Below are 13,171 nucleotides of genomic sequence, written 5' to 3'. Positions count from 1 at the left end.
GTTTCGCCACCGCAGACATCTGGTAATAGTTACAGCTGACAGCATGATAAACCAGCACAGGGCGGGGCTGAAACGCAATGATTATACGTATATCCTCGCTACGAACTTGTGTACGCTCCGTTGGTGTAGTCCGGCCAATCATATCACCCTCTCACGGTGATGACTAGGGTTCAAATCCCTGACGGAGCATTTCTCTCCGATTCAACGGATGCACAGTTACCACGTTCTGTGACCGACAGTATTTGTGTCCCCCAGTCCAATCGGGCGGTATGCGCGTCGCGGTAGTCACCGTCGGAGACGAACTGCTCAGTGGCGAGACGGTCAACACGAACGCCGCGTGGCTGGGACAACAGCTCGCAGAGCGTGGCGTCACTGTCGGCCGAACGACGGTCGTCCCCGACGAGATCGCAGATATTGCCCGCGTGGTCAACGAGTACCACGCGGAGTTCGACGCCGTCATCGTTACCGGCGGCCTCGGACCGACGCACGACGACAAGACAATCGAAGCCGTCGCCGCGGCGTTCGGGCGGGACGTCGTCGAGAGCGAGGACGCCCTCGCGTGGCTTGAGGAACACGGCGGGTACACGCGCGACGACCTGACCGACGGGACGGGGGACGTGCCGGAGGGGTCCCGTGTCTTGCCCAACCACGAGGGCGTCGCGCCCGGCTGTGTCGTCGAGAACTGTTACGTCTTGCCGGGCGTACCAGCCGAGATGAAGCGGATGTTCGAGGAGATTGCGGGCGAGTTCTCCGGCGAGCAGCGGTACGTTCGCACCGTCGACGCCGATGAGCCCGAGAGCGCACTGCTTGACCGACTCGCCGAGGTACAGGAGCAGTTCCCGGTCAAGGTCGGTAGCTATCCCGGCGACCACGTAACCGTCCGGTTCGAGGGGACAGAGGAAGAGCTAGTCGAGGAGGCGGCGGCGTGGTTCAGCGACCGCGTCGAGTCACCGACGGCGGAGTGACTACCGGTAGAGGTGGTTCAGCCAGAGAAACGTAAGCAGCAGGCCACCGAGCGTGATGACTGCGCCGGACGCGTTGATGATTCCTGTCTGGACGCCACTCTGGAGTACGACTGACATAGCAGTGCGTTCTGCGTGGGGTGGCTTGAAAGGCACGCTCCCGGGCCGCTTTTGCCGCGGGGTCGCGTAGTGACGGCGAATGCGACGAATCGGTGTTGTGGTCAACCCCATCGCCGGCATGGGCGGCCGCGTCGGCCTCAAGGGCACTGACGGGAAGATTGCGGAGGCGCGCCGCCGCGGTGCGGAGCAACGCGCACCGGACCGGGCACAGACAGCGCTGGAATCGCTCGCCGACATCGGGGCGGACGTGGAACTGCTTGCGTACGGCGACCCGATGGGGGCGGGACTCGCCCGCGAGACAGGGTTCGACCCGACAGTGGTCGGCTCCCCGGCGAATCCCGACGAGACGATGAGCGATGACACACGAGACGCGATCCGAGCGTTCGTCGAGGCGGACGTGGACGTGATTCTGTTCGTCGGCGGCGACGGCACGGCCGTCGACGTGGCGACGACGCTTGACGGACTGAACGCGGACATCCCGATTCTGGGCGTCCCAGCTGGTGTTAAGGTGTACTCCTCCGTGTTTGGCGTGTCGCCGCGTGCGGCCGGGCGAATCGTCGCCCGCTTCTCCGAGACGGAGCGCGCGGAGGTCAACGACATCGACGAGGACGCTTTTAGAGGTGGAGAAGTGGTCACTGAGCTCCGGGCCGTCGCGGAGGTCCCCGTCGCCGACCAGCGCCAGTCGGCCAAGCAACTGGGCGGCGGCAGTGTCGACTCCCTCGCCGAGAGCGTCGCTGACGCCGTCGAGTCGGGCGTCACCTACGTCCTTGGTCCGGGGAGTACTGTCGGCGCTATCAAGGAACAACTCGGGTTTGACGGGACGACCCTCGGCGTGGACGTGTGGCGTGACGGGGAGGTGCTTGCCCGCGATGCCGCTGAATCTGACATCCTCGACGCCCTCGGCGACCGGAACGTCATCGTCGTCTCGCCTATCGGCGGGCAGGGGTTCGTGTTCGGTCGGGGGAACCAGCAGCTATCGCCGGCGGTCATCAGCCAGTGTGACCTCGAAGTGGTCGCCTCACGGCGGAAACTGGACGGCATCGGCACGCTCCGCGTCGATACAGGTGATTCCGACCTCGACGAGGAACTGCGCGGCTGGCTGCGGGTCCGCGTCGGGCGACACGAACGCAGGCTCGTCGAAGTCGTCTGAAGCTTCTCCAGTCGAGCGAAATGAACCATGATACATCGCTCGCGGTATTTTATCATGTATAGTCAAGATTAAGGTATCTCACGCCCCACAAAGGACATATGGAAACCCGGAAAGTCCAGCGATTGGGACCGTCGACGCTCGCGATGACGTTGCCGGCGGAGTGGGCCAGTGAGCACGACGTTGAAAAAGGCGACGAGGTGTCGCTACGAATGGGCGGCAAAGGCACGCTGACAGTCATGCCCGAGTCCGTCCAGACCGAGGAATCAGAAGCTATCATCCACGCGGAGAACCTCGACGCCGATTCCGTCGAGCGGGCTATCGTCGCCCAGTACGTGCTCGGCCGGCGCGTCATCCACGTCGAAGCCCCGGAGGGCGAGACGCTGGAATCCTCGCACATCAACGCCGTCTACAACGCCGAAACCCAGTTGATGGGTCTCGGTGTCATCGAGGAGACACCCGACCGGATCGCGATTCGCTGTTCCGTCGACCCGGAGGACTTCACGCTCAACAACCTCCTCGAACGGTTGGAATCGACCGGCTCGACGATGCGAAACGAGGCAGTGAAGTCTCTCGCTCACGGCAACCCCGACCTCGCGCAGCGGGCGCTCAACCGCGAGCGACAGGCCAACAAGATATTCGTCCTCCTGTTGCGGCTCATCTTCACGGCCTACCAGAACCCGAACCTCGCGCGGGCCATCGGTCTCAACGACGGCTTCCCGCTCATCGGCTACCGCTCCATCGCGAAGAACCTCGAACTGACGGCGGACAACGCCGAGGACATCGCCGAGATCGCGCTGGAGACGGAGGACCACTCGCTCAACGTCGACAGCTCGACAATGCGGCGTATCCGCGAATTCACCGACCAGGTCAACGACATCACCGAACTTGCGGTGCAGGCGGCCGTCGACCGCAACTACGACACCGCGATTCAGGTCCGGGAGCTGTACAAGGACATCGGCGACAAGGAACACGAAATCCTCGACGACCTGCCCGAAATGGACAACGAGGCGCTGCTGGAAGTGCGTGAAGTGCTGGTCAGCCTCCAACAGACGGCCGAATTCGCGGTCCGGAGCGCAGAGATCGCGACGAATCTCGCACTCAACGAGGAGTCCGAACACACGACCATCGAGTGAGGCGGCTATCGCGGAAGGCGGTCGCGGTTCGCAGCGACTATCCTGTTTTCCGACTCCGTCGCTACGTAACTGAGGTTCACTAGCACGACAGGCTGCTGTGAAAAACACCTGTAGCTTTGATTGGTGATGCTGAAGACTCCAGTATGAAGCGGCCTGTCGACCCATCGACACCCATTCATGTCGCCGTCAAAGAAACCGTCGCGGCGCTTGAGGACTGTCATCCAACACAACTCGGGAGCCTTGATATGGCTGTCGACGGTGAGCGACTGGACGCGGTGCTGGACACCGCCCCAGAGGAGTTACCGATGCTGTTCCAGTACTGTGGCTACACGGTAACAGTCGATGACACGGGGACGCTCTGTGTCAAGAACTGAGGGAACAGACAAACACTACCGGCTATCTGAGGGAGTCGCCGTCGTCTGTCGCTGCTTGCTTGGTCGTGTCGTTCACGGGCGGTCCCTATCCTGTGGCTCCAGCCCGAATGAACTAAGTGGGCAACACCGAAAGCGTCGTACATGAGTTCCAAGGCGTCCAAAAGCGACATGGGGATGGGCCTGGCCCTGCTGTTCGGGCTCGTCTCGGTCGGCGCGGCCCTGTTCACAGCAACCAACAGCTACAACTACGCGATTCTGCACGCACAGGAGCTTGAGACGGGGAACCTGCTCGTGAGCTCCGGGGGCGCGTTCGGGCTCGCGATGCTGGCCGCGGCCGTGGCTATCGTGGCGATCCACGCCTACGACGCCTGATACCGGTATCAGCCGCGAGACTGTGAAGGGAACCGTTAAAAACGCAGAGACCGTATCTCTTGTATGGCCGATTACAGCGAGGAAGACCGACGCATTCTCGAATATCTCCGGGACAGCGTCTCGCGTGGGGAGAGCTACTTCCGCGCGAAGAACATCGCTGAGCAGCTCGGCCTCTCGTCGAAGCAAGTGGGCGCGCGGCTCCCGCGCCTAGCTGAGGAGGCCGACGAAGTCGAAATCGAGAAGTGGGGGCGCGCACGGTCGACGACGTGGCGCGTCACACCGACTGGATAGTCGCCCTCAGGTTTTACACACTGTGACAATCGGTGGATTCATCGGCCAGTAGTCCTCAGTACCTTGCATGACTGTCCGGGTCGAACGAACGATGACTGTGCCGGCCACACCGGAACGTGTCTGGGAATTCATCACCGACCCGGATAAACGGGCCCGGCCGATTAGTGTCGTTACAGACTGGGAGGTCATCGACGACACACACGCGAACTGGTCGATCGAGCTCCCGATTCCAGTAGTCAACCGGACGATGACGGTGAAAACCGAGGACGTCGAGCAGCGTCGCCCGGAGTACGCCCGCTTCATCGGTCGCTCGAAGGTGATGACCGTCCAAGGCGAACACGAACTCGAAGAGACAGCCGACGGCGGGACGAAACTGACGAACCGGTTCATCGTCGACGGCAAGCTGCCCGGCGTCGAGCGATTCTTCAAGCGGAACCTCGACGACGAGATGCAGAACCTCGAACGGGCACTGCGGGACGACCTCGAAGTCGAAGCATGAGGCTCACGCTTGCCCAGATAGACGTGTCATCGGGCTCGGTGGCCGAGAACGTCGGCCGTGCGACGACCGCCATCAGGGACGCGGCCGCGGACGGCGCGGACCTCGTCGTACTCCCGGAACTGTTCAACGTCGGCTACTTCGCCTTCGACCGCTACGCCCGTGACGCAGAGGGGCTGGACGGCGAGACGCTCAGCCGGATTCGCAGCGTCGCAACAGACAACGACGTGGCGGTGCTGGCCGGGAGCGTCGTTGAGGATCTATCGACGAGCGCTGACAGCGGGTTCGACGTGCCCGCAGATGAGGGGCTGGCCAACACCGCTGTGTTCTTCGACCGAGACGGGGAGCGACGGGCAGTGTACCGCAAGCACCACCTGTTCGGCTACGACTCCGCGGAATCCCAGTTGCTGGAACCGGGTGAGACTGTTCCGACCGTCGACTTCGAGGGACTCACCGTGGGAGTCACCACCTGCTATGACCTCCGGTTCCCGGAGCTGTACCGTCACCTCGTCGACGAAGGCGTGACGCTGACGCTCGTGCCCAGCGCGTGGCCGTATCCGCGCGTCGAGCACTGGAAGCTGTTCGGCCGCGCTCGCGCCGTCGAGAACCAGCTGTACGTCGCCGCGGCGAACGGCGTCGGACAGTTCGAAGACGCGGAACTGCTGGGTCGGTCGACGGTGTACGACCCGTGGGGGACGACGCTCACCAGCGCCGACGACCACCCCGCGCTGGTGACCGCCACCCTCGACCCGGCTCGTGTCGAGCAGGTACGCGAGGAGTTCCCGGCGCTTGCTGACCGCCGGACGGACTGGCCGTAACTGCAGTCGCTGTTTGACAAAAAGCGGTTTTTGAGCGTTCGCTGTCGTTATGCTCCTCTCAGAACGAATCCATGCCGTATGGCTTCGCGAGTCAGGGTCCTCGCTGTCGTCGCGCTCCTCCTCCTTGCCGGCTGTGCCGGGTTGGGTGGGAGCGGCGACACGAGCGAGGCACAGGACGGCGGTGACGGCGCACAGATGTCCAGCGGCGGCGACGGATCGAGCCAACCCGTCGAAGCCGATTCCGGGGCGAACGGCGGAGATAGCGAGAACATCCAGGCCGGCGACGCGGCGGCCGACCGGGCCATCATCCGCAACGGGCGGATGGTCGTCGAGGTGGCGAACTACTCCACGACAGCCGACGCAATCGCCGCCCGCGCTCGCACGTCCGGCGGGTACGTGAGCGACTCCAACCGCGAACTCCACCGAAATGACGGCGAGACGTGGTACACCGGATACATCGTCGTCAGAGTGCCAAGCGAGGAGTACGAACCGACGCAGTCGATGGTAGCCGAACAGGGGACGGTCCGCTCCGAGGAGACGACGACGAAAGACGTGACCGATAAACTGGTCGACCTCGAAGCTCGATTGACCAACCTCCGAGAGCGCCGCGACCGACTGCGGACCTTCTACGAACAGGCCAACAGCACGGAGGAGCTGCTCCGCATCGAGGAGGAACTGTCGTCGGTCCAGAGCGATATCGAACGCCTTGAAGCGCAGAAGCGCTCGCTCGAACAGCGGGTCGCCTATTCGACGCTGCGCGTCGAGATTCGCGAGCCAGCTCCGGAGCCGTCGGCGCAGCAGGTGCCGTACCACGAGCGGTCGCTGGTCGCTGCGTTCCTCTCCTCCGTGACTGACGTGTACGTGTTCACCCGTGGCCTGCTGGTGACGGCCGCGAGTCTCGCACCGTGGCTCGTTGTCCTCGCCGTCCCAGTCGTTGGCGGCCGTCGACTCCTCCGCAGTCGGTCGCTCCCGCTGCTGGGCCGACGTGGCACGTCTGAATCAGCCACAGAAGACGGCGACGGCGGCGGTGGCGACCCACAGCAGGAGCCCACTCCCGAACAGACTGACGAGTCGCCCGACGACGACGCGTAGCCGGAACCGAACACCGGGCCTTTTTTGCGTGTGCACTTGCTACGAGTAGCTGCCGGCAAGGCGCTTTTCACGTCGATGCCGGCGTTAACGCCCGTCTCGCTGCTCGGCCACTCAGCGTCGCTCGTCCGCCAAGGCTGTCCGGACAGCCTTTTCACTCCTCTCCCGGAGTCGACCCTTTCGCCTCTCCTCGCCTTTCCGACGGAATCGCCCGGAGAAGTATCTCAGCGGCAAGAACAGACAAACACGGTTCGACTGGGCCACGCCGCCCGGAGTGTTATCGGGCCCGTTCCCGCTCCAGCGCTTTACTGAAGTGCTCGGGCGTGATCTCCACTTCGTCGGCGTTCTCGGTGGCTTCCTCGGGTCCATAGGCTGACGCCATCTCCCGGATGGCCAGCATCGATGCTTCGCGGACGACAGCCTCCAGTTCCGCACCCGAGAAACCGTCAGTCTCCTCGGCAAGATCCCCGATATCGGTGTCGGCAGCGAGTGGTTTCCCGCCGGTGTGGACGGCGAGAATCTCTTCCCGGGCTTCGCGGTCAGGGTTCGGGACTTCGACGTGCTGTTCGATGCGGCCGGGTCGCAGCAGCGCGTCGTCGATCATGTCTCGGCGGTTGGTCGCGGCTAGCACGACCAGATTGGGGTTCTCGGTGATGCCGTCCAGTTCGGCGAGCAGCTGGGAGACGACGCGCTCGGTGACTTCGTTGCCCTGGCCGCGGTGGCTGGCGATGGCGTCGATCTCATCGAGGAAGATGATGCTCGGCGCGGTCTGTCGAGCGCGTTCGAACAACTCCCGCACGGCTTCCTCGCTCTCGCCGACGTAGCGGTCCATGATCTCTGGGCCGGCGACGTGGATGAAGTTCACGTCGCTCTCGCCGGCGACGGCCCGAGCGAGCAGCGTCTTCCCCGTCCCCGGCGGGCCGTACAGCAGGATGCCGCTCGGCGGGTCAGTATTCGTCGCGGTGAACAGTTCACCGTACGACAGCGGCCACTCGATGGTCTCGGTCAGCGTCTGCTTGACCTCGGACAGCCCACCCACGTCGTCGAAGGTCGCCGTCGGCGACTCGGCGACGTACTCCCGCATCGCACTGGGGTCGACCGTCGCGAGCGCGGTTTCGAAGTCGTCCTGATGGACATCGCCGTCGTCGCGGTCGGCCCGGAGCGCGGCCATCGCGGCCTCGGTGGTCAGCGACGCGAGGTCAGCCCCGACGAAGCCGTGTGTCTGTGCAGCGATGCGGTCCAGATCCACGTCGTCGTGCAGCGGCATGTCCCGCGTGTGGACGTCCATAATCTCGCGCCGGCCGTGCTCACCGGGGACGCCGATCTCGATCTCGCGGTCGAAGCGGCCGCCGCGGCGCAGCGCCGGGTCGATGGCGTCGACGCGGTTCGTCGCGCCGATGACGACAACCCGGCCCCGGTCTTCGAGGCCGTCCATCAGCGTGAGCAGCTGTGCGACGACCCGGTTCTCCATGTCGGCGTCCTCGTCCCGGGAGCCGGCGATAGAGTCGATCTCGTCGACGAAGAGGATGGCCGGCGCGTTCGCTTCGGCTCTCTCGAAGGCCTCCCGGAGCCGCTCCTCGCTCTCACCCTTGTACTTCGAGACGATTTCGGGGCCGGAGATAGTGTCGAAGTAGGCGTCGACCTCGTTGGCGACGGCGCGGGCGATGAGGGTCTTCCCCGTCCCGGGTGGGCCGTGCAGCAGGACCCCGCTTGGCGGGTCGATACCCAGACGGCGGAACTCCTCGGGCTCCGAGAGCGGCATCTCTATCATCTCCCGGATACGGTCCAGTTCTTCGTCGAGGCCGCCGATGTCCTCGTAGCTCACGCCGGACTCAGTCTCGGTGGTCGGCGTGTTCGCCGTCGTTGCCTCGCCGGACGACGACTGGCTCGCGTCGCTGCCACCGTCGAGGCCAGGTAGCACGGTCACCGCCGTCGCGTCGGTAACCCGGACCGGCCCCGACGGAGACGTTTTGCGGACGAGGAAGGTACCCAATCCATCGATGTGGGTCCGCTCGTCGGCCTGAATGATCTGGTCGACCAGCCGCTTCCTGACCAGACTCTCGTAGTCCTCGCTGCCCGGCATCGGATCGACCGGCTGGATGGCGATTTCGGCGGCCTCGGAGACCGACCCGCTGGTCACTGTAACCGTGTCGCCGATGTTGACGCCGGCGTTCGCTCTGGTGTCTGAGTCGATGCGGACGAACGACCCGTCGTCGTCCGCCGGCCAGACCTTCACGACGGTCCTGTCGTCGCCTTCAATGATAACAGGCGACCCGCTCAGCACGCCCAACTCGTTCCGTGCGGACTCCGGTAGCCGTGCGATACCGCGCCCGGCGTCGCGCTTGTTCGCACCCTCGACGGTGAGTTCGACACCGGCGTCAGTGGCCCCGCTCATGCCGCCTTCTTGCAATCCGACTCCCTTGAGGGTTCCCGTTGTGTTGCGGGAAAATAATATACGGGCGGCCGTCGGACTCTCTGGTATGGTTGTCCAGACCGAGCGAGACGAGGTCACGTGGTACAAATGCGAGACCTGTGGCCTGATGTTCGACGACCAGAGCGACGCGCGCCAGCACGAGGAGAACTGCGACGACGAAGACCCGTCCTACATCCAGTAACGGTCCTCGTTCCGCGGACACGGCCGCCTCACACAGGCGTCACGCCTCGACGATTTCGAAGCTTCGCTCGCCGAGTTCATCCTCCTCGAAGACGAACACCCGACCGTTCGTCACGTCGTAATCGACTTCGACTTCCGTCCGCATCTGATTGTCCCGAACCGTGACGCCCGGGAACAGTTCGTCCTCCTCGCCGTCGTCGAGGATGACCCGACCGACGCCTGTCTCTTCGAGAATATCGTCGTGTGTCCGGAGGTCGTTGACGTACACGAGGATACCCGACGTCTCTGTCTCGTCAGTAATCAGGACGTGCGTGTCTTTGCCCGGCGCAGTCTGGATACTCCCTTCGACCGTCGTTGGGACGCCGTGGTAGAACGCTTGACGGCCGTCGAGGTACTCCACGACGACGCCGTCCTCGGTCAACTCGACCGAGACGGTGTCCGGTGCGATGTCCGACCGGTTGCTCATACCGACCCTTCCGGCGGCGCGGTCAAAAGTGACGCGTTGTCCGTTTCGGCCCGTAGTCGCCCGGCGACCCATCTCTGGAACGGGTGCGAAAGGGACTAGTGACTCGCCTGTCTCCGTCTCACCATGACGAAGACCCTCGTCGTCGGACTCGACGGTGCGAGCTGGGAACTGCTCGACCCGTGGATCGAGGCCGGCGAGCTCCCGAACTTGGCCGCGCTGCGGGACACCGGCACCTGGGCGGGGACGCGGAGCTGTCTGCCGCCTGTGACCTTCCCGAACTGGAAGTGCTACTCCTCGGGCAAGGACCCCGGTGGGTTCGGTGTCTTCTGGTTCGAGAACGTCGACCTCGACGCGGGCGAAATCAACGTGATGAACGGCGGCGACTACGACACCGCCGAACTGTGGGACTACCTCAACGACGAGGGACAGTCGGCCGGCGTCGTCAATATGCCGACGATGTACCCGCCGCGGGACATCGACGACCTCGTCGTCGCCGGCGGTCCGGACGCCGTCGAGGGGGAGTACAGATCGATCAGCTCCGGCTACACCTCGCCGCCGGAACTGGCCGAGGAACTCGAATCGCGGTTCGACTACAGCGTCCACCCGGACCCGCTATTGTCTTCGAATGACGAACGCGGCGCTGAGGTCGAGGCTATTCTGGACCTGCTAGAGAAGCGCTTCGAGGTGGCGACGACGCTCATGGACGAGCGGGACCTCGATTTCGTCCACGTCACGCTGTTCTATCTCAACGTCCTGCATCACTTCTTCTGGGACGACGAGCCGAGCCTGCGCGCGTGGAAGCTGGTCGACGAGTGGGTCGGCCGGCTCGACGACCGCGAAGATCTGAACCTCGTCCTGATGTCCGACCACGGCTGTGACGCGACCCAGACGGAGTTCTACATCAACGAGTGGCTGGCCGAGAACGGCTACCAAGTTCGGGATACGAGCGTCGATGCGCTCCTCACGCGAATCGGGCTCGACCGGGAAAACCTGCTGGCGGTCGCAAAGCGGGCCGGACTGGTGGACACGCTCGCCCGCGTCGTCCCCGAGTCCATCCAGCAACTCGTCCCGCAACGCGACGGCGTCAAACGGGACAGAAAGCTCGAAGCCGTCGACTTGGAACAGACGAAGGTCGTCGCCAGCGGCCAGGGGCCGGTGTACATCAACCCCCGGTTCGACGTGGAATCGGTCCGTGAGTCGCTGATGGCTGACCTACGCGAGGTGGAAGACGAGCATGGACCGCTGTTCACTGACGTGTACAGAGGCGAAGACGTGTACAACGGCCCCTACGTCGATGCGGGCCCCGACGTGGTCGTCGACCAGCGCCCGGGCGTCCACGTCAACGACGGCATCGGCGGCGGGACCATTCAGAGCGGTCCCGACCGCTGGGCGGCCGAGAACACGCCCTACGGCATTTTCGCCGCCAGCGGGCCGGATTTCGAACCACAGGGGGAACTCGACCGCATCAGCATCCTTGATATCGCCCCGACGGTGCTGGCTGCCCACGGCTGCGCTGTCCCGACTGATATGCGCGGCAAGGTGCTCCCGGTATTCCCCGAGGACCCTGATGTCGGCGAGCGCGACCCACTCAGTATCGATGATGCACTCGGGAGCGACGATGACGACGCCGTCGAAGACCGCCTGAAGCAGCTGGGATACATGGAGTAGCCCCGTCTGTGAGTTCGACCGGCGTTCAAATGAGTGAACCCAATGGGATAAGTAGCCGCTCCCGATACACACCGGTATGGTTAGCATCGATCTGAACAACAGCCAGCGAACGATGCTTACGACGCTGGTAAACAGGTATCAACAGACCGGTGAGGCAGTTACCGGCGAGACAATCGCAGAGGAGATCGACCGGAACCCCGGAACGGTACGGAACCAGATGCAGAGTCTGACCTCGCTGGGACTCGTCGAGGGTATTCCCGGCCCGACGGGTGGGTACAAGCCGACGTCCGAGGCATTCGACGCAATCGACCGCCAGCAGATCGACGAGGCCGAGAGCGTCGTCGTCGCCCACGACTACGAGCGCGTCGACGTCACCGTCGAGGAAATCAACTTCACAAACGTCCACGACCCGGAGAAGTGCCGCGCCCGGTTCCACCTCCAGAGCTCGGTTCAGGACTTCAGCGAGAGTCAGGCGGTCATTCTCGGCCCGACGCCGATCTCGAAGCTCGTCGTCGCCGGGACGGTCGTCGCGGTCGACGAATCGAACAGCGAAATCCTCCTCGACGTCGCGAAGATCGAAGCGCCTGTGGAAGAACCGGAGAAATAAGCGTTCTGCGGGACCGCGTAGCGTGCTGTAGCGGTTTCAGGGGTCGACGCGGTCGATCCACAGCGTCGGCGTCTCTATCTCGTCTTCGGTGGGCAGGGTGTCCGGTGAGTCCCAGACGCGCCCCGCCGCAGCGACGCCGCGGGCATCGGCGACTGTGTCGAAAAACGCCTTCCCGCGTTCGTACTGCTGCCGTTTCATCCCGAGGCCGAGGAGTCGGCGCATGAGCGACGCGATGGGGCCACGTCCCTGCCGGCGCTCGTCGACTTTCCGCCGCAGGTCGTCGTACTCGTCGTCGAAGGCACGGTCCATCAGCAGTTCCGCGTAGCCCTCGACGGCAGTCATCGTCGTATCGAGTTCGCCAAGCGTCGCCCGATCGATGTTGCCGTCGGTGAGATTGTCGATGGCGTCCTCCATCGCCGTTTCGAGGTGGTCCGAGAGCCACGGGGCCGCACCGAACTCCGCCGCGTGCGTGACCTCGTGGAACGCGATCCAGCGGCGGAACCGGTCCCGCTCGACGTTCAACTGATCGGCGACCCGGTGGATGTTGGGACGCACGAAGTACAGTGCGTGGGCGTCGTTGTCCGCGAGCAGGACGGGGTCGTACTGGCCCAGGACGTTGTTCCCCAGAAACGAGAGTGCAACGGCCATCGATCCGGTGTTGACCACGCGGGCGATACCGGGGATGTACTCGGCCTGTTGTTCGATCGGCTCCATCACGCGACTGAACGTGGCGACGTTGGCATCGATCCAGTGGTGGCGGTTCTGGATCTCGACGGTTTCGGGCAGGTCAAAGGCGAGTTCGCCGACCTCCCGGACGCGATCCCTGGCGTCCCGAACGTCGGTCGCGTAGCCGTCGCGTTCGGGCGTCTCGACGGTGAGGTCGCCCGTATCCGTCGCGCCCTTCGCGGCGTCGGCGACGGCACTCCAGTCGATAGGGCCGTCGCCGGTCGCGCCGGCGACAGCCTGAACGCTGTGGTATATTCCCATACGCCTGAAATGTGGCGGGAGAAA

The 13,171-nt window shown here is 64.2% G+C and carries 15 protein-coding genes and 1 tRNA gene; 13 read left to right on the top strand and 3 right to left on the bottom strand.

The window, feature by feature from the left end; translation table 11 throughout:
• The first annotated feature begins 114 nt into the window (after positions 1-114).
• From IEY38_RS08810 to IEY38_RS08765, 10 genes are all read left to right on the top strand, one after another.
• Positions 115-189: transfer RNA gene (locus tag IEY38_RS08810), tRNA-Glu, on the top strand.
• Between the two features lie 80 nt (positions 190-269).
• Positions 270-965, top strand: a complete 696-nt coding sequence (locus tag IEY38_RS08805; RefSeq protein WP_188977057.1) for a competence/damage-inducible protein A — start codon at positions 270-272, stop codon at positions 963-965.
• Between the two features lie 196 nt (positions 966-1,161).
• A complete protein-coding gene (locus IEY38_RS08800) occupies positions 1,162-2,232 on the top strand; it encodes an ATP-NAD kinase family protein (RefSeq protein WP_188977055.1) in 1,071 nt (356 codons plus the stop codon).
• A gap of 98 nt (positions 2,233-2,330) precedes the next feature.
• Entirely contained in the window at positions 2,331-3,365 is a 1,035-nt protein-coding gene (locus tag IEY38_RS08795) for a phosphate signaling complex PhoU family protein (RefSeq protein WP_170096062.1), read from the top strand.
• Positions 3,366-3,508: 143 nt separating this feature from the next.
• Complete coding sequence (locus IEY38_RS08790; protein WP_188977053.1) at positions 3,509-3,739, top strand: HalOD1 output domain-containing protein; 231 nt, start codon at positions 3,509-3,511, stop codon at positions 3,737-3,739.
• 141 nt (positions 3,740-3,880) lie between these two features.
• Positions 3,881-4,111: a DUF7525 family protein gene (locus tag IEY38_RS08785; protein ID WP_229775254.1), complete on the top strand. Its 231-nt coding sequence runs from the start codon at positions 3,881-3,883 to the stop codon at positions 4,109-4,111.
• 63 nt (positions 4,112-4,174) lie between these two features.
• Positions 4,175-4,402, top strand: coding sequence for a DUF7123 family protein (locus IEY38_RS08780; RefSeq protein WP_004592831.1), 228 nt, complete (start codon positions 4,175-4,177; stop codon positions 4,400-4,402).
• Between the two features lie 67 nt (positions 4,403-4,469).
• Positions 4,470-4,901: an SRPBCC family protein gene (locus tag IEY38_RS08775; RefSeq protein WP_188977051.1), complete on the top strand. Its 432-nt coding sequence runs from the start codon at positions 4,470-4,472 to the stop codon at positions 4,899-4,901.
• Positions 4,898-5,716 carry a carbon-nitrogen family hydrolase gene (locus IEY38_RS08770; protein ID WP_188977049.1) on the top strand — a complete coding sequence of 273 codons (819 nt, stop codon included), beginning with the start codon at positions 4,898-4,900 and terminating at the stop codon, positions 5,714-5,716. Before IEY38_RS08775 ends, IEY38_RS08770 begins: the two co-directional genes overlap by 4 nt.
• A gap of 78 nt (positions 5,717-5,794) precedes the next feature.
• Entirely contained in the window at positions 5,795-6,808 is a 1,014-nt protein-coding gene (locus IEY38_RS08765) for a DUF4349 domain-containing protein (RefSeq protein WP_188977047.1), read from the top strand.
• Between the two features lie 274 nt (positions 6,809-7,082).
• Here the strand turns inward: IEY38_RS08765 and IEY38_RS08760 are convergent, their stop codons facing one another.
• Positions 7,083-9,200, bottom strand: a complete 2,118-nt coding sequence (locus IEY38_RS08760; protein ID WP_188977045.1) for a CDC48 family AAA ATPase — start codon at positions 9,198-9,200, stop codon at positions 7,083-7,085.
• Positions 9,201-9,285: 85 nt separating this feature from the next.
• Here IEY38_RS08760 and IEY38_RS21645 point away from each other — a divergent pair, with 85 nt between their 5' ends.
• A complete protein-coding gene (locus IEY38_RS21645; protein ID WP_004517924.1) occupies positions 9,286-9,420 on the top strand; it encodes a DUF7128 family protein in 135 nt (44 codons plus the stop codon).
• Between the two features lie 39 nt (positions 9,421-9,459).
• Here the strand turns inward: IEY38_RS21645 and IEY38_RS08755 are convergent, their stop codons facing one another.
• Positions 9,460-9,885 (bottom strand): DUF5796 family protein, encoded by a 426-nt coding sequence (locus tag IEY38_RS08755; protein ID WP_170096055.1) that lies wholly within the window; start codon positions 9,883-9,885, stop codon positions 9,460-9,462.
• 123 nt (positions 9,886-10,008) lie between these two features.
• Here IEY38_RS08755 and IEY38_RS08750 point away from each other — a divergent pair, with 123 nt between their 5' ends.
• Both IEY38_RS08750 and IEY38_RS08745 read left to right on the top strand, forming a co-directional pair.
• Positions 10,009-11,553 (top strand): alkaline phosphatase family protein, encoded by a 1,545-nt coding sequence (locus IEY38_RS08750; RefSeq protein WP_188977043.1) that lies wholly within the window; start codon positions 10,009-10,011, stop codon positions 11,551-11,553.
• A 76-nt stretch (positions 11,554-11,629) separates the two neighbouring features.
• The gene (locus IEY38_RS08745) at positions 11,630-12,160 is read left to right on the top strand and encodes an Rrf2 family transcriptional regulator (RefSeq protein ID WP_005534495.1); all 531 of its coding nucleotides are present in this window, start codon (positions 11,630-11,632) and stop codon (positions 12,158-12,160) included.
• A 36-nt stretch (positions 12,161-12,196) separates the two neighbouring features.
• Here IEY38_RS08745 and IEY38_RS08740 read toward each other — a convergent pair whose 3' ends face one another.
• Positions 12,197-13,147: a zinc-dependent metalloprotease gene (locus tag IEY38_RS08740; protein ID WP_188977041.1), complete on the bottom strand. Its 951-nt coding sequence runs from the start codon at positions 13,145-13,147 to the stop codon at positions 12,197-12,199.
• Between the last annotated feature and the right edge of the window lie 24 nt (positions 13,148-13,171).

Origin of the sequence: Haloarcula sebkhae (genome assembly GCF_014647415.1) — an archaeon.
GTDB classification, from domain to species: Archaea; Halobacteriota; Halobacteria; order Halobacteriales; family Haloarculaceae; genus Haloarcula; species Haloarcula sebkhae.
This window is presented reverse-complemented; position numbering and strand designations above follow the sequence as displayed.